Raw genomic sequence first — 17,117 nt, 5'->3', positions numbered from 1 at the left:
GGCATGAGCGTTTTGTAGAGACTAGATGCAGAGCGAAAAGCGTGAGCGTGCTAAGGCGATAAAAAAGCGCTAATCAGCGACCAAATACGACCTCCGCTACGTCACGGTAACGCTTGGCGAAGTGCACCGTCATGCCCTCTTTTAGATAGTCCGGCAGCTCTTCGTAATCACGCTTATTAGCGTCGGGCAGGATTAATTCAAAAATATCACTACGCCGCGCGGCAATCACCTTCTCACGAATACCGCCCACCGGCAGCACTTGGCCCGTTAAGGTGAGCTCGCCGGTCATCGCCAGTGGCCGATCGATCGCATGGTGCTTGGCCAGCGAGAGCAGCGCGGTGGTCATGGTGACACCAGCCGAGGGGCCATCTTTGGGGGTAGCGCCCTCTGGTACGTGCAGATGCACAAACGCCGAGTCAAAGAAGTCTGCGTCAGCACCATACTCCTGCAAGTGCCCAAGGGTGTAGCTGTAAGCAATATTGGCCGACTCCTGCATGACATCGCCCAGCTTGCCGGTCAGCTTAAAGCCGCGATCAAGCGAGTGTACCTTGCCTGCTTCGATAGGCAGCGTTGCCCCGCCCATGGATGTCCACGCTAAGCCTGTGACCACCCCTTCACCGGTGAGCACTTTTTCCTTACGGAAAATCGGTGCGCCCAAGAACTCCTCTAGATTTTTAACTGAGATCTTGACTGTCTCAGCCTCCTCTTCGAGCAGTTTAACGGCCGATTTGCGCACAATGCGGTGCAGTTGTTTCTCCAACTGACGCACCCCGGCTTCCCGGGCGTAGCCCTCTATCACCTGCTTCAAGGCAGCATCGGATAGACTAATACGTTTTTTGGTAAGGTTGTCGCGTTTGAGCAACTTCGGCCACAGGTGATGCTTGGCAATCGCCAGTTTTTCTTCGGCGATATAGCCGGAGAGGCGAATCTGCTCCATGCGATCCAGCAGCGGCCCAGGAATCGAGTCCAGCGTATTGGCAGTGCAGATAAACAGCACTTTGGAGAGATCCATGCGCACATCTAGGTAGTGATCAAGGAAGTCAACGTTCTGTTCAGGATCAAGCACTTCCAGCAGCGCCGAAGCGGGATCGCCTTGGAAAGACTGGCCTAGCTTGTCGATCTCATCCAGCATAATCACCGGGTTTTCAACCTCGACCTCTTTAAAGGCTTGTACCAGCTTGCCGGGCATCGCGCCCACATAGGTACGGCGGTGGCCTTTAATTTCCGCTTCGTCGCGCATACCGCCGACGGAAAAGCGGTAAAACTGGCGTCCTAAAGCTTCGGCAATCGAACGCCCAATAGAGGTTTTACCTACCCCTGGCGGGCCTACCAACAGCACAATCGAGCCGCCTACGTCGCCTTTAAAAGTGCCCTCGGCAAGAAATTCGATAATGCGCTCTTTAACGTCTTTCAGGCCGTCGTGATCGCGATCCAGCACTTGGCGTGCATGGGACAGATCCAACTGATCCTGGCTGGTCACTCCCCAGGGCAGCGAGGTAAGCCAATCAAGATAATTGCGTGTGGTGCCGTACTCGGGCGACCCGGTTTCCAATACGCTAAGTTTATTCAGTTCATCGTCGATACGCGATTGAACACGCTCGGGCACAACCAGCGATTCTAACCGGGCTCTAAAGGTATCGACGTCATTTTCACGGTCATCTTTGGAGATGCCTAACTCACGCTGGATGACTTTGAGCTGTTCGCGCAGGAAAAATTCGCGCTGGCGATCCTGCATCTGTGCGTTGACCTGCTCACTGATTTCACCTTGGAGCAGCGCCACATCGATCTCTTTACGCAGCAGCGGCAGCACTTTCTGCATCCGCTCTTCAACCGACAGTGTGGCCAAAACATCTTGAAGCTCCGGGCCTTTAGCGGAGGTAATGGCAGCGGCAAAATCTGTCAGTGGCCCCGGCTGATGGGGGCTAAATCGATTGAGGTAGTGTTTGAGCTCTTCGCCATACAGCGGATTAATCGGCAGCAGCTCTTTAATACCGTTAATAATCGCCATGGCGTAGGCGCGAGTCTCTTCACTCTCTTCTTTTACCGGCTCTTTGGGATAAGTAACTTCAACCAGGTATGGCGGTTCCTTGGAGAGCCAGCGAGTAATTTTGAAGCGCTGAAGACCTTGAGCGATAAACTGAATCTGCTCGTCTTCGCCCTTTAGCTTATGCACTTTGACGGCGGTGCCGATTTCAGGAAAACCTTCGTGGTCAAGCGAACTAACGCCCTGCTCACCCACAAAGGCAACGCCTAGCGTGTGGTGCGGCGTATTATTTACGCGACGCATGGTCTCTTCCCAGCGCTCACGGTTAACCACCAGTGGCTGTACCTGGGCGGGGAAAAAAGGACGATTATGGATAGGCAGCAGATAGATGCGTTCAGGCAGCGTATCACTGGCTGGCACCAACGAATTTACCCGCTCGCCATCTGAGCGGTAATCCTGGCTGCCCTGTTCATCGGCAGTGCGTGAGGATGACTGCTCATCTTCAGTTTGCCAGTCAAGGTGATCATTATCGCGTTCGTAATCCTGGTCGCTCATGCATCCTCCAATGAACCAATAGCGGCGGCGAGAACCGCCTAGCGTTGTTCATGGAATGCGGGCAGTGCGCTAAAACTTCAACCCTTCTTGAGTAGAACAGTCGGTTTAAACTGCGCGTTGTCCAAGACTTAGAAGATGATTGTACGGCTTCGCTCAATCCACAATGAGCGCTGCTATCTAAGGCCACAGTTCAGGCATAGGGCGTCCATTAACCCGCCATACACCGCGCACAACATCAAACTGCAGCTCGCGGGTGCCCAGCGGCAGCCCTAACCATAGTGCTGCCACGGTAGGCGCATCGCGCCAGGTGAAGTCGCCGTCGATGCGCTCCAGCCACTTGGCCTGCTCTTTTTGTTTATCAAGATTCACCACGCTAAGCTCATCCAACTGGCGAGCATCAAAAAATAGCACGCCATCGGCATCTAAGCGGATCCCCAGCAGCGGGCTATCGATGGCAATTGTAGTGACATCTAAACGCGGCGAGTCACTGAGTATGTTGCGTAAATCCGGCTCCAGGCGTGCTAACAGCCCTTCCGCCATGGGGAGACTGGCGTCGCCCCACGAGGCTTCCTGGCGTAGACGGCGAATGGCATCGCGCACCGCATCGGCGTTTAAACGCCAAAGCTCCATCTCAATTCTGCCAGTGAGCAACGGTGTTTCGGGTGCCTCAGAGGGAACCAAGACATCACCTACTTCTAAATCACCCTTGATGCGCAGCTCGCTTTCATCCAGCACCATATGGCTGTTTAGGTCGAGGGGTGAAAGCTGTAAATCGTAGGAGGGATAGCTTAGTTGCAACGTTTCAATATGCAGGTGATCGCGCTGGGAAAAGTGGTAAGCACCTTCGGTATAGGTATAGCGGCTTTCAAGCTCGGTGGGGCCTAGCGCAAGCTGGGCCACGCCATCGGTAAGCGTTAACTGATCCAACAGAGCGCGCAATCGCCAATCGCCAAACACGCCTTCAAGACGTAGTCGGCCTCCACGAACGGCTAACTCGCGGCCATTCTGTTGAATAACAAAGGGAGCCAGCGCTAGACGCAGTTCACTATGGCCACTCAGAGTGTGGTAGCGCCCTTGCCAGCGTGGCACAGAAGGGGCCGTCACTTCACCGACCGCTTGCTGTAACACGGTATCCAGGCGAGGCAATACGGTGCCTTCGACATCCGTGCTTAAAATACCGTGGCGCGCACGATAGGTCAGCTCAAGACGCCAAGGGCGACCCAGCAGCGGGGAAAGAATTAGCCTCCCTTGGGAACTTAGCCAGCCTTGACGGCTCTCAGTACGGCTGACGCGCCACTCTCCGCGCGCTTCCAGGTCTTCTAGCGCTTGGCGCAAACTGCGTTCAAACAAAACGCTAGAGAGAAGCTGCGCTGCCACCCATACCACGGCGATAATCGACAGGGTAGGCACGATCAGACGTTCCTTGCGCATGCTGTCTCCTTGACGCCAAAGCACTAGAAGGAAGCTATCAGTTGATAGTACTTCACAAAGTACCCTGAATAGTACTTCAAAGCTAAGCTATTTAGTGCAGCCAAAACCACAGGTGCATAGTACTCCAGGCGTAGGCCCCGGCCATTACATCATCGATCATAATTCCAAAGCCGCCTGCCACTCGGCGATCAGCCCAGCGTATTGGCCATGGTTTAAAAACATCGAAAATGCGGAATACGACGAACCCCCATAACGCAGCTTCCCATGAAAAAGGCACCGCCGCCATGGTCAACCAATAGCCGACAAACTCATCCCACACGATACCTGAGTGGTCGTGTACGCCTAAGTCGTGGGAGGTTTTATCACATAGCCAAACGCCGATAACAAAAGCGACAAAACAAATACTTAAATACCAGCCTAGAGGCAGATCCGCCATTATCCAGTAAAACGGAATGGCAGCTAGCGTGCCAAAGGTACCGGGCGCCCAAGGAACAGCACCGCTACCCAAGCCAAAAGCAAAAAAATGTGTAGGGCGACGCCAGACACTTTTTGGTGCACGATTCATGGCGCTTCCCCACTAAAATGCTGCCAACCAGCGTACCCTTTGACATAGCCACTGAGATCACACTGATCAGAAGCACTTACCCCCAGTGCTTCACGGCAGCGGCCAATAACCGTTAACGTCAAACCCAAGGACGCTAGGTGCTGTTGCGCCTTGGCTAGGTTGTCAGCGTTTAACGTCACTAGCAGCTCATAATCATCGCCCCCCGAAAGCGCCGCCTGTAAAGCAGCTCGTCGGCCTAGCGTGCTTTCTAACTCATCTGCTAGCGGTAGCGCGTCTAACGTGATCTCAGCCCCCAATTGGGAGGCCTCACGAAGATGCGCCAGATCTGCCAGTAGCCCGTCAGAAATATCCAGGGCAGCAGAAGCCAACCCCCGCAGAGCTAACCCCGCCGCCAAACGTGGCTCCGGTAATAAATAGCGCCGCAGCAAGGGATGCGCCAAGTCGCGCTCGCCCTTTTTCCAGAGTGCCAAACCACCTGCTCCGCCGCCTAATGCTCCGGTGACTGCCAGCAGATCACCCGCCTGTGCACCACCTCGAGTGAGTGCTTCGCCTACTGGCACTTCTCCCATGACAGTAACACCGATGGCCAGTTCGCCGGAGGTGACATCGCCCCCCGCCAGCGTTGTAGCGTGCTGCTGGCTAAGCGCATGAAAACCACGGGCGTAGTCAGCCAGCCAAAGGTGTGCCGCGTCGTCATCGGCAAATTGACGTTGGTCAAAGGTTAACGCCATTAAACACCAACGAGAGACAGCGCCCATGGCCGCCAAATCGCTCAGCGCAACCGCCAGCGCGCGGTGGCCCACCGCAAACGCCGGAGCTTCGCGGGGAAAGTGAACATTCACTACAGAGGTATCAACGCTCACGGCCAAGTGATGGCCCGCGGTTGGCACCAGTAGCGTGGCGTCGTCTCCACATCCTAGTGTGACGCCATTAGACGCGACCGCCGCCTCCTGCGACGACATAAAATAGCGTCGAATTAAATCAAATTCGGCAAGCACAAAGGCCCCTTAAACGCATCGCCATACCGCTCGCGTTCAGAGACGACGAGCGCTGACCTCGGCACTTCGCAGGCGAATCGCCAGCTTATCGAGAATGCCGTTCACGTATTTATGGCCGTCGGTGGCGCCAAATGACTTAGCCAGCTCAACGCCTTCGTTAATGACTACACGATAGGGTACTTCCATGCGACGGGAAAGCTCGTAAGCGCCTAGCCGCAGGATCGCCAACTCCACCGCATCGAGATCTTCCAAGCGGCGGTCTAACAAGGGGGAGATTTCACGATCCAGCTCCGCTTTGAAACGCACAGTATTATGCAGCAGCTCGTGAAATAGCGCCTTGTCGGCAATTTCCATCACCTTCACCCAATTTTCGTGATCTTCCAAATCGTCATCAGCGACTTGGCTACGAAACTCGGCTTCGATGGTGGTGATGGATTTGCCGGTCATTTGCCACTGATAAAGCCCCTGCACGGTTAATTCGCGCGCCGCATGGCGGCTTTGCTGCGCGGCAGAGGGTTGACGCTCGCTCATTGACTCTCTCCTGCCGGCAGCGCGCGTAGCAAAGAGACCATTTCCATGGCCGCCATAGCGGCTTCGGTGCCTTTATTACCGGCTTTGGTGCCTGCACGCTCAATGGCTTGCTCGATCGTTTCAACGGTTAGCACGCCGTTGGCAACCGGGGTATCAAACTCAAGTTGCAAGTGATTAATCGCCGTATTACAGCCGCCTGCCACGTACTCAAAGTGCGGCGTTCCACCACGAATTACCGCGCCGAGCGCAATCACCGCATCAGGCTTCATCACCTTCAGCACGCGCTTAACCGCCAGCGGCAGTTCCCACGCGCCCGGCACATGCACAATGTGAATATGTTCGGCGTCGACGCCGTGGCGGGTCAAGCTGTCGACCGCACCTTCTACCAGGCTGTCCACCACGTGATGATTAAAACGACCCACAACGATGACATAACGGCCATCGACATCAACAAACGTACCTTCAACTTGAGTGAGGGATTGCATCAAATTTAGTCCTACTGATTAGTACTGCTGATTAGTCCTGCTGAAACGCTGGTTCGTACGCCGTGTCATTCGGGCCCAGAAGCTCGACGACTTCGAGATCAAAGCCAGATAGCGCCGAGAACTTCCACGGTGAACTCAGTAGTCGCATCTTACCTACACCCAAATAGCGCAGGATTTGCGAGCCGGTACCAATGGTTAAATAGTTGCCAGCGCCATCGGAGTCGCTGGTACGCGGCTGGCGGACGCGATCTAAAAAGATATCCAACTGGTCTTTTAAATCCTGGCACGGGCGACCATCATCAATTAATACAAACACGCCCGCCGTGGCATCAGCAATTTCTTTGAGCGCACGATGGGCATCCCAACGGCACTGATCGCCCTTCATCAGGCCCATCACATCACGCAGCGTATCGGTAAGATGCACGCGAACAGTCGTGGGCTCTTCAGCCGTGGGCTGACCCTTGACCAGCGCAAGGTGATGGGCGCCTTGAATACGGTCGCGAAAAACGTGCAAGGACAGCTCGCCGTGAGAGGTCATGATCGTTGACGCTTCCAAGTGGTCGATCGTCTGCTCGTTAACAATGCGATAGTGAATCAAATCGGCGATGGTGCCAATTTTAATCCCGTGCTCGTGGGCAAACGCCTCTAGCTCCGGGCGGCGCGCCATGCTGCCGTCATCGTTCATAACCTCGCAGATGACGCCACTAGGGTCGCAGCCTGCCAACGCCGCCAAATCACACGCGGCTTCAGTATGGCCTGCACGGCGCAGGACGCCACCAGGCTCTGCCATCAGCGGAAAAATATGCCCTGGTTGAACAATATCGGACGGTTTGGCGTGAGGGGCCGCCGCTGCCTGCACCGTGCGTGCTCGATCTGCCGCGGAAATACCGGTGGTAACGCCTTCGGTGGCCTCGATTGAAAGCGTGAACTTGGTGCCAAAGCCTGAGCCGTTATCACGCACCATGAGCGGCAGATTAAGCTGCTCGCAGCGTGCACGGGTCATCGGCATACAGATAAGCCCACGGGCGAAACGAGCCATGAAGTTGATATGTTCGGCCTGCACTTTTTCGGCGGCCATGATGATATCGCCTTCGTTTTCACGATCCTCATCGTCCATGAGAATCACCATTTTGCCCTGACGGATATCGTCCACCAGCTCGGCGATAGGGGCTAAGCCTCTAGAGGAGGAGTGCACTATGGAATCTCCCATAAATGTTGTCGCGCTAATGTATCGCGAAGGGTTGTCGCGTAAGCGGCGATTTAGCGCGTCAGGGTACCTTGCTATCACCTGTTGCGCTAGTCGCCTGAGGGGAGGCAATAATGCGCCAATCGCGCCCCACCGCCCGCATATCATGAATCGTTAAGCGCCGTTGATCGGCCATCCGTGAGAGCCCAGGCAGTGCAAACAGGGGCCGTGCTTCGCCGCCTAATAGCGTGGGCGCGACAAACAGCTGCAGTTCATCAATCAGCTCCGCATCGAGCATGGCGCCAGCCAGGGTCGCGCCGGTTTCCACCAACAGTTCGTTAACCTGCTCATTTTCCGCGAGCCACTCTAACATCAGTGTGAGATCAATCCGGCCATTGTCACTGGCTGGCAGCACCTGCACCACAGCCCCCGCCAGGGTCAGCCGTTCGCGCTTTTCAACTGAGTGGTCGGGCGTGGTGATCACCAAGGTACGGCCCGGCTCAGTTAAACAGGCGGCCGCTAACGGTAAGCGCAAATGGGTATCTAAAATCACTCGTAGGGGCTGGCGGCGGACGACCTCTTGCGCATTTTCGAGGTGTAGTTGATCGGCCCGCAACGTCAATCGTGAGTCATCCATAATAATGGACTCAACGCCGCTTAATATCGCGCTGGAGCGCGCTCGTAGCCGCTGTACTTGAGTGCGTGCCTCCGGGCCGGTAATCCACTGGGACTCCCCTGATCCCATGGCGGTACGGCCGTCTAAACTCATCGCCATTTTCAGGCGTACAAAGGGGCGCTGCTGGGTCATGCGGGCGATAAAGCCGGGATTCAGCACGCGAGCCTCGCTCTCCAACAAACCCACCGCGACCTCAATACCGGCATCTTCGAGCAAGCGGATACCACGACCGCTAACGTGTGGATTAGGATCCACCATCGCAATCACTACCCGCGAGACACAGGCTTCCTTCAACGCCACTGCGCAGGGGCCAGTGCGTCCGGTGTGGGAGCAGGGTTCAAGAGTGACGTAGGCGGTGGCGCCTTGGGCCTGCTCACCGGCGGCGTTTAAGGCGTGAATTTCCGCGTGGGGCTCACCGGCACGCAGGTGATAGCCTTCACCAACAATATGCCCATCACGCACAATCACACAGCCAACCCGCGGATTGGGATCGGTAGTGTAGAGCCCTTTCTTTGCTAGCTGTAGCGCCCGCGTCATATGGCGATGATCGGCTTGACTAAAACCAGTGCTCATTTTGACGGCCCGCTCTTGTGTGAGGGCTCTTGGGAAAGCCGGTCAATTTCAGCGCGAAATTCATCCAGATCCTGAAACTTGCGATACACCGAGGCAAAGCGGATATAAGCCACGTGGTCGAGGGTTTTAAGCGTTTGCATCACCGACTCGCCAATATCCCGAGCGTTAATTTCGCGGTCACCACGCGCCCGCAGGGTTTGGCGGATGCGCTCCACTGCGGCTTCGATGGCCTCAGCACTGACTGGGCGCTTTTCGAGCGCGCGCAACATGCCCGCTCGCAGCTTGGCTTCATTGAAGCTTTCCCGCGAACCGTCTGACTTCACCACCCGAGGCATCACTAACTCAGCGGTTTCGTAAGTGGTAAAGCGCTCTTGGCAGCTTGCACATTGGCGACGCCTTCGCACTTGGTCACCATCGGCCACCAACCGCGAATCAGTCACTCGTGTATCGTTTGCACCACAAAAAGGGCAATGCATGGCGGTCAACCTATTGTCAGCCCGTGTCGGCAAGCCGCACGAAGTAGCGTGTTATAACCTATCGATAGGGTGTGCTATTAATGGCGTTGAAAGCGGTATTAACCATGCATTGTAACGATTTGGCACACAAGCTGCAGCGTTTGTGGAAGATTGTTTATCAGGAGTCACCCATGTCACCCTTTGAAAAGACGGTTCACGACTACCTAAGCCACCTGTATGGCCCGCGGGCAGGCGAGGTGCAGCGCCGCTTAACCTTACATCTAGAGCATTTTCTTTCCCTTGCCCCGTTTTCGTCCACGCCAGTTGATAGCAAATCGAAAAACGCACCGTCTTGGAGCGAGAAAGATCAGTGGGTGATCAGTTACGGCGACTCTATTATAGAGGAAGGGGTACCGCCACTAGCGGTTCTTAGCGACTTCCTGCAAGCACGCCTGGGCGAGCGCATCAGCGGCGTTCACGTGCTGCCCTTTTTTCCGTGGAGTAGCGACGACGGCTTTTCGGTCATCCACTATCGGGAAGTCAATAATGAGTTGGGCGACTGGTCGCACATCCGCGAGCTCGCCAGCCATTACGACTTAATGGCCGATTTGGTGCTCAACCACGTCTCGCGTGAGTCACTTTGGTTTGTCGATTACCTGAGCGGCAGCCTACCGGGGCGCGACTATTTTATTGAAGTTGACCCAGGCACCGATGTGTCTTTGGTGGTGCGCCCACGCAGCAGCCCGCTGCTGGTGCCCATTTCCACCCGGCGTGGTACCCGATACCTATGGGCAACCTTCTCCGAAGACCAGCTTGATTTAAACTTTGAAAACCCGGATGTACTGCTGGAATTCGTGGGTATCTTGCTGTTCTACCTGGAACAAGGTACGCGGATTGTACGGCTAGATGCGGTGGCGTTTCTGTGGAAGCGGCTGGGTACGTCCTGTATTCATCTGCCCGAGACCCACACGGTGGTGCGCTTGCTGCGGGCGATTGTAGATCATGTCGCCCCGGGCACCCTGCTGATTACCGAAACCAATGTGCCCCACCAGGAAAACATCAGCTATTTCGGGCTTGAACGCCTCTCTGAAGGTGAGCCCGATGAAGCCCACATGGTGTATCAATTTGCCCTTCCCCCACTGCTATTGCATACCCTCACCCGAGGTGAAGCCAGCACGCTGCAAACCTGGCTTGCTAGCTTGCCGGTTCTCCCCGATCACTGTACCTACCTGAATTTCACTGCCAGCCACGACGGTATTGGCGTGCGCCCGCTAGAAGGCTTACTGCCCGACCACGAGCGCGATGCCTTGCTGGAGCTGATGCACAAATTCGGTGGTTTCGTCAGCATGCGCAGCAATCCGGATGGCAGCGATACGCCCTACGAGATCAATATCACCTGGTTTGAAGCCATGCGCGGCACACGTCGCGGCCCCGACCCGTGGCAGATCGCCCGTTTCCTTTGCAGCCAAGCGATTATGCTCAACTTGCAAGGCATACCGGCGCTGTATATTCACACGCTCACCGGCACACTTAACGATGTGGAAGGCGTAGAGCGTAGCGGCCGCCTGCGCTCGATCAACCGACGACGCTGGCAGCGTAGCGAGCTGGATTTGCTGATAGACAGCCCTTCAACGCCGACTCACGATGTCTTCCACGCCTTAAACCGACTGCTGGAGCAGCGCCGTCAAGAGCCCTGCTTTCATCCCAATGCTGCCCAACGTGTTGTGGTTTCAGCACCAGAACTGCTGGCGGTGGAGCGTGGCCCGCTCCACGATGGTCGCCGTCTGCTTGCGCTTTATAACGTCACCGACCTGCCGCTCCCCATAGAAAATATGGGCGAGGCAGTTACCCAAGCACTGGACCAACACGCCTGGCAAGCGCTTGACCCCAATAGCCCTTGGAGCGCCGAAGGTGCCCTTCCGCCTTATGCTGTGCGCTGGCTGGTAGCAACCAGCTGAACCGACACGCAGCCCAGCCCGCTAGTAACGGTTAGTTGCGACAGAACGCCCCGGGTTTAACCCGCATAATCCCTAACTAATGTCGTGCTGAGATAATCCCAGCTCGGCATTATTTTAGGGTTTGCCAGTGTTAAAATGAGGTTATTAGATTTTTAGAATCTCACTCTTATTCAAACAAGGCGCTGCAATGCATTTGAAACGTCACCCTGCCATAAGCAGTTTTCTCCTACTGACAGTTCTTTGGGGCTCCTCTGCAAGCTATGCCGATGACCTGCCCGCCCCCGTGCAAGCACTCGCCGACCAAGGGATAGAGATTCACGGGCAGTTTGAAGCCCCCGGCGGTTTGCGCGGTTATGGCGCCAGTGTGCAGGGGCAGGATATGGCAATCTATTTAACGCCTGACGGTGAGCACGCGGTGGTCGGCACATTGATGGATAGCGAGGGTAATGACTTAACAGAAGCACAATTGGATGAGCACGTACGCGCCCCCCTTGAAGCCCAAACCTGGCAACTACTCACTGAAAGCCACTGGATCCAGGATGGCGATGTGGATGCGCCGCGCGTGATCTATACCTTTACGGATGCCAACTGCCCCTACTGCCGCCAACTGTGGCAAGACGTTCGGCCTTGGGTCGAGGCCGGTGAAGTGCAGCTGCGCCATATCATGGTGGGTATTTTAGCGCCCGACAGCCCTGGCAAAGCAGCCACCTTACTCGGCGCCGACGACCCAGTTGCCACGCTGCATGCCCATGAAAATGGTCAGGAAGAGGTAGCCGCCAGCGCCCAGCCACGCGAAATAGAAGAACAGGTGTACGCTAATAACCAGCTGTTTGAAGGGCTAGGCCTCTATGCAACGCCAACTAGCGCATTTCAACGTGAAGCGGAGAACGGCAACGTTCGCATCGACCGTATTCAAGGGCTGCCCAGTGAAGAACGGCTGATTGAAATGATGGGCAGCGAAGCGCCTTAAGCTTAGCCTGCCACTGCAAACTGAGATTAAACCTTGCCTTGATTATCGAGCTTGACCGCCTCATGCATACGCACCAGCAGATCCGGTACAGCGGCCTGCACTCGGTTCCAACTGGGAATAAACGGCCGCTCTCTGGGGTTATCTAAAAACAGATTGCCTGCCTCAAGCAGATTGCTGGCAAATAGCTCTACGGCCTGCTCCTCACTGTGGCGGTCGAGGCTTAAACCATTCATGGTGGCATCGTGGTCATAGGCTTCGATCAGATCTAATGCAAAACGATAATAGGTAGCTTTGAGTGTACGGAAATCTTCGCTGCTAAAGGTAATGCCTTGTGTCGCAAGCTTACGATAGAGCGCTTTTGAGATGTCCAGACTCATGCGGTTCAAACCACCATCGGGATCATCTTCGCTAACCGGCTGATGCTTGTGGTCATAGGCATCGGCAATGTCCACTTGGCAGAGCTGGCGCAACGAGTAGTTGCGCTGCAACTCAGACAAAACGCCAATCTCCAGCCCCCAGTCGGCGGGAATACGGATGCCTTCAAGGACTTCACTACGCATCGCAAATTCTCCCGAAAGCGGATAACGAAAGCTATCCAGATAATCGAGATAGGGCAGCGGCCCGCATACCGTTTTGAGCGCCCGCAGTAACGGCGTAACGAGTAGACGAGAGACGCGACCATTGAGCTTGCCTTCAGCAATACGCGGGTAATAACCTTTACAAAAGCTATAGTTAAAATTCGGATGAGCTACCGGATACATCAAGCGCGCCAGCAATCCGCGTTCGTAGGTCAAAATATCACAATCATGTAATCCAACGACTGTCGAGCGCCCAGACGACAACATATAACCCGCGCAGTACCACACATTGCGCCCTTTGCCGGGTTCCAACGAGCCTAACCCGTGCTCTTCCAGCTCCGCATCCAGGGCACGCAGCCGTGGGCCATCGTTCCAAAGAATGCGCGTATGCTGCGGCAGTCGAGAGAAAAACTCACGGGCATGTAAGAACTGCTCGCGATCGGCTCGATCTAAACCAATCACAATCTCATTGAGATAGGGGACTTTCACCAGTTCATCAACAATCCCCGATAACGCTGGCCCCTCCAGCTCTGAAAAAAGTGACGGCAGAATCAAACCCATCGGACGCCGGCGTGAAAAGCCACACAGCTCCTGCTCAAGCGCTTCTACTGAACGCCGAGTCAGGTTATGAAAATCAGTAATAATACCGTTTTGATGAAAGTCACTCATGCGCTTACCTCCCTGGCATCACAGTTATCGGCATCACAACTATCGGCACCACAACTATCCGCATCACTCTTCTCCGCCGTCGTTAAACGGCGGTCGGCTCGCCCCCACCAGTAAGCCACCCCCTCGGCCCAGCCGGTCGGCCCGGTTGCGTCGGTTCGATATAACGATGCGTTGCGAGGCTCTACGACTAAGTCATGGCAACCGCGAATCACCACCGCCTGGTCAACCGCCTCAAGCATCGTGATATCGTTTGGCCCGTCCCCCAGCCCCAGCGAAAGCGGGGGCCGCCCTCGCAAAGCAGTAAACCGTTTGACCAACCACTCTACTGCGCTGCCCTTATCAGCAGAGCGCCCCATGACATGCCAAAAACGCCCGCCTTGAGTAAGCTGGAGACCATCGCCTTCCAGGCTGTCGCGGAAAGTGGCCAGCGCCACTTCGCTATCTTGCCAAATGATCGGTTCACTGCCCTCCCGCTGACGGGCATCCTGGGCACGAATCTCATCTAGCCCAGTCAGTTCCATGACCTCGCCAACGCTTAGCTCATCCATTCGGGTAAAGCGGATGTTTAACCGTTCGCGCCACACCTTCAAGCGGGCGCGAATAAAGCCAACATCCACACCGGGGTATTTGATGACGACGCCATCACGACCACTACCTGGACGATCCAGGCGAGCATGACACCAGCCTGGCGGTAGGCCAATAACCGCTCCATTTTCGGCAATAAACGGCGTCCCCGTTAGGCCCAGCGCTTCGCGCAGGGGAAGTAACTCGGCACGGGTTTTACTGGTTACCGGGATCACCGGCACCCTCATTTGTTTTAGTTGGGCAAGCCACGGTGTGGCCGGGCTAAAGTCATAACTGTGATGATCTAATAGCGAGCCGTCTAAATCGGTCACTATCAGTCGCGGCTGTAAAACCGGGTCTACCGAGGATAGTGATGGGGAAAGTGGCACTGAAAGATGAGTGGATTCAGGCATAGCACTACCTCTTTTCGGTCATAACATTACCTTGCAACGATAGCCTTGCAACCATAATAAGTTAGTTAGCAAGTTATACGCCAACAAGTGAAATTATTTTATTATCATGAAGTTAAACAAATCAGTAACGCAGAGAATGGAGCGACAAGTAACTAATGCGAGACGGCACCAAAAAGAAGCGGCCTAAATGCACCAGAATTGTGCGCGAAACAGAAAGGTGCACTTTTTACGATTTATACTAAAAAATCTTACACAACACTTGGCAAATCCACAGAAATAGTTATACTTAAATTGTACCCACTGGTGATCCTGCATACCCCTCACCTGATGCCAGTGGGCTGCAGTGAGCCAAATCCTGCCCGCCTCCCCTGGCGGGCTTTTTTTAATATACTGCCTGCTTATTTATTCAACGTGCATCAAAAACATCGACTAAATCGCGCAGACCAAACTGCTCACCGCGCTCGGCGGCGCTTAAAGTAGGACGCCAAGAACGTAACTCTCTGTTACCAACCCTAATAAAAACGCCTCTACAGAGTGTAGAGGCGTTAGTGATAAAGGGTGTTGGTATTAAAGTATTAGTATATCGTTACTTATAAACTGGTAGGCGCGTGCAAACCTCGGCCACTTTATCCAGTACTTTCGCTTCAATGGCGCTAGTGTCTTCGCCTTTGGCCAGTACATCGAGAATGTCACAGATCCAGCCAGCTAGCTCGGTACACTCCTGCTCACCAAAACCGCGCGTGGTCACCGCCGGAGTACCAATGCGCAGGCCGGAGGTAACAAACGGGCTTTGCGGGTCGTTCGGCACGGCATTCTTGTTCACAGTAATGTGGGCACGCCCCAGCGCAGCATCGGCATCTTTACCTGTTACGCCTTGTTTGATCAGCGAAAGCAGGAAGAGATGATCTTCGGTGCCGCCTGAAACGATGTCGTAACCGCGGTCGATAAACACCTTAGCCATGGCCTTGGCGTTTTTAACCACCTGCTGCTGGTAAGCTTTGAACTCGGGCGTCATGGCCTCTTTGAAGCACACCGCCTTAGCAGCAATCACGTGCATCAAGGGGCCGCCCTGGCCGCCGGGGAATACCGCTGACTGTAGCTTTTTCTCAATATCTGCGTCGTTTTCCGCGGACAGAATCACGCCACTACGCGGGCCACGCAGGGTTTTGTGCGTCGTTGACGTAACCACGTGAGCGTGGGGCAAGGGGCTAGGGTAAACGCCTGACGCGACTAAACCGGAAACGTGGGCCATATCGACTAGCAAGTAAGCGCCCACCTCATCGGCAATTTCGCGGAACTTGGCCCAATCAATAATCTGCGAGTAGGCTGAGAAACCAGCGATAATCATCTTGGGCTTATGTTCACGGGCAAGCTGGGCCACCTGGTCGTAATCGATCAGCTCTTGATCATTCAAGCCGTACTGAATGGCGTTGTAGTGCTTGCCCGAAAAGTTAGGTTTGGCACCGTGGGTCAGGTGGCCGCCCGCATCCAGGCTCATACCCAAGATCGTATCGCCCGGCTTAACCAGCGCCTGGAATACTGCGCTGTTAGCCTGGGACCCAGAGTGAGGCTGAACATTAACGTAGCTAGCGCCGAATAGCTCTTTGGCGTAATCAATCGCCAGGTTTTCAGCGATATCGACGAACTCACAGCCGCCATAGTAGCGCTTACCGGGGTAGCCTTCGGCGTATTTATTGGTCAGTTGGCTGCCCTGGGCTTCAAGCACGCGAGGGCTGGCATAGTTTTCGGAAGCAATCAGTTCTATGTGGGCTTCTTGACGCTTTACTTCTTTCTGCATGGCGTCAAACAACACATCATCGAATCCGGCAATTGACATATCGCGGCTGAACATCGGCGAGGAACCTCGTAACAAGAAAGGGTCGATCATAGGGGGTAATCAGGCCGTTATCATACCGCAGCCTGACATGGGTTTCATCGCATCCGCATCAGGTTGTTGATGAGCAGCATTCATCTTAACAAGATACAGACGTTCCTATCCCCATCGCTTGCTCATTTGCGTTTTCCTTATCCTGAAACAATACTGTATATTTATACAATATTTTAGAAATAGGATGCCGACGATGCCGGGCCAGCTAGCTCACACTCCCACAGCCTTGCCGTTAACCTCCCAGCCCCAGCCTCATTTAGCTTTTATGGGCAGGGCTGGCTTTAGCGGTTTTCCTTCGCCTGCTCAGGATTACGAGCCGTGCACGCTGGACCTCAATACGCGACTGGTCAAAAACCCTACCGAGACGTTTTATGTCACCGCAACCGGCGACAGTATGGAGGGCTGGGGTATTTTTGAGGGAGATTTGCTGATTGTTGACCGCGGTATTGAGCCGCGCCTGGGTCATATTCTGGTTGCCATGCTGGAAGGAGAAGCGCTGATCAAACGCTACGCGCTCTACCGGGGAACGCCGCACCTCTGCTCGACCCACCCGCACTATCCGCCCATCCCTCTTAAGGGCAGTGACTGCCAACTGTGGGGCGTGGTGCGCGCGGTGGTGCATGAGTACTTACGTTGAA

At 54.9% G+C, this 17,117-nt stretch carries 15 protein-coding genes; 3 read left to right on the top strand and 12 right to left on the bottom strand.

Going from position 1 to position 17,117, the window contains the following annotated elements; all coding sequences use genetic code 11:
- Positions 1–73: 73 nt before the first annotated feature.
- The 9 genes from lon to nrdR all read right to left on the bottom strand — a co-directional run bounded on the left by lon (position 74) and on the right by nrdR (position 9,460).
- A complete protein-coding gene (gene lon / locus QT230_RS01050) occupies positions 74–2,539 on the bottom strand; it encodes an endopeptidase La (protein ID WP_308319634.1) in 2,466 nt (821 codons plus the stop codon).
- Between the two features lie 177 nt (positions 2,540–2,716).
- Positions 2,717–3,970, bottom strand: coding sequence for a DUF945 family protein (locus tag QT230_RS01045; RefSeq protein WP_308319633.1), 1,254 nt, complete (start codon positions 3,968–3,970; stop codon positions 2,717–2,719).
- A 91-nt stretch (positions 3,971–4,061) separates the two neighbouring features.
- Positions 4,062–4,535 carry a phosphatidylglycerophosphatase A gene (locus QT230_RS01040; RefSeq protein WP_308319632.1) on the bottom strand — a complete coding sequence of 158 codons (474 nt, stop codon included), beginning with the start codon at positions 4,533–4,535 and terminating at the stop codon, positions 4,062–4,064.
- A complete protein-coding gene (gene thiL / locus QT230_RS01035) occupies positions 4,532–5,533 on the bottom strand; it encodes a thiamine-phosphate kinase (RefSeq protein WP_308319631.1) in 1,002 nt (333 codons plus the stop codon). Before thiL ends, QT230_RS01040 begins: the two co-directional genes overlap by 4 nt.
- Before the next feature lie 36 nt (positions 5,534–5,569).
- Entirely contained in the window at positions 5,570–6,064 is a 495-nt protein-coding gene (gene nusB / locus QT230_RS01030; RefSeq protein WP_308319630.1) for a transcription antitermination factor NusB, read from the bottom strand.
- The gene (gene ribE, locus QT230_RS01025; RefSeq protein ID WP_308319629.1) at positions 6,061–6,549 is read right to left on the bottom strand and encodes a 6,7-dimethyl-8-ribityllumazine synthase; all 489 of its coding nucleotides are present in this window, start codon (positions 6,547–6,549) and stop codon (positions 6,061–6,063) included. Before ribE ends, nusB begins: the two co-directional genes overlap by 4 nt.
- Positions 6,550–6,580: 31 nt before the next feature.
- Complete coding sequence (gene ribBA / locus QT230_RS01020; protein WP_308320103.1) at positions 6,581–7,747, bottom strand: bifunctional 3,4-dihydroxy-2-butanone-4-phosphate synthase/GTP cyclohydrolase II; 1,167 nt, start codon at positions 7,745–7,747, stop codon at positions 6,581–6,583.
- 70 nt (positions 7,748–7,817) lie between these two features.
- Complete coding sequence (ribD, locus tag QT230_RS01015) at positions 7,818–8,984, bottom strand: bifunctional diaminohydroxyphosphoribosylaminopyrimidine deaminase/5-amino-6-(5-phosphoribosylamino)uracil reductase RibD (RefSeq protein WP_308319628.1); 1,167 nt, start codon at positions 8,982–8,984, stop codon at positions 7,818–7,820.
- A complete protein-coding gene (nrdR, locus tag QT230_RS01010) occupies positions 8,981–9,460 on the bottom strand; it encodes a transcriptional regulator NrdR (protein ID WP_308319627.1) in 480 nt (159 codons plus the stop codon). The genes ribD and nrdR overlap by 4 nt, the downstream gene beginning before the upstream one ends.
- Before the next feature lie 170 nt (positions 9,461–9,630).
- Between nrdR and QT230_RS01005 the strand changes: the two genes are divergently transcribed.
- Both QT230_RS01005 and dsbG read left to right on the top strand, forming a co-directional pair.
- Complete coding sequence (locus tag QT230_RS01005) at positions 9,631–11,397, top strand: sugar phosphorylase (RefSeq protein WP_308319626.1); 1,767 nt, start codon at positions 9,631–9,633, stop codon at positions 11,395–11,397.
- Positions 11,398–11,584: 187 nt separating this feature from the next.
- On the top strand, positions 11,585–12,367 hold the full coding sequence (dsbG, locus tag QT230_RS01000) for a thiol:disulfide interchange protein DsbG (RefSeq protein WP_308319625.1): 783 nt from the start codon (positions 11,585–11,587) through the stop codon (positions 12,365–12,367).
- 26 nt (positions 12,368–12,393) lie between these two features.
- Here dsbG and QT230_RS00995 read toward each other — a convergent pair whose 3' ends face one another.
- The 3 genes from QT230_RS00995 to glyA all read right to left on the bottom strand — a co-directional run bounded on the left by QT230_RS00995 (position 12,394) and on the right by glyA (position 16,443).
- Positions 12,394–13,614, bottom strand: coding sequence for a glycosyl transferase (locus tag QT230_RS00995; RefSeq protein WP_308319624.1), 1,221 nt, complete (start codon positions 13,612–13,614; stop codon positions 12,394–12,396).
- Positions 13,611–14,591, bottom strand: a complete 981-nt coding sequence (locus QT230_RS00990) for an HAD-IIB family hydrolase (RefSeq protein WP_308319623.1) — start codon at positions 14,589–14,591, stop codon at positions 13,611–13,613. Before QT230_RS00990 ends, QT230_RS00995 begins: the two co-directional genes overlap by 4 nt.
- 586 nt (positions 14,592–15,177) lie before the next feature.
- A complete protein-coding gene (gene glyA, locus QT230_RS00985) occupies positions 15,178–16,443 on the bottom strand; it encodes a serine hydroxymethyltransferase (RefSeq protein WP_308319622.1) in 1,266 nt (421 codons plus the stop codon).
- Positions 16,444–16,672: 229 nt separating this feature from the next.
- On the opposite strand from glyA, the gene QT230_RS00980 reads away from it, so the two are divergent.
- A complete protein-coding gene (locus QT230_RS00980) occupies positions 16,673–17,116 on the top strand; it encodes a translesion error-prone DNA polymerase V autoproteolytic subunit (protein ID WP_308319621.1) in 444 nt (147 codons plus the stop codon).
- Position 17,117 lies beyond the last annotated feature (1 nt).

Source organism: Halomonas sp. SpR8, assembly GCF_031010195.1.
Taxonomy (GTDB): Bacteria; Pseudomonadota; Gammaproteobacteria; order Pseudomonadales; family Halomonadaceae; genus Vreelandella.
This window is presented reverse-complemented; position numbering and strand designations above follow the sequence as displayed.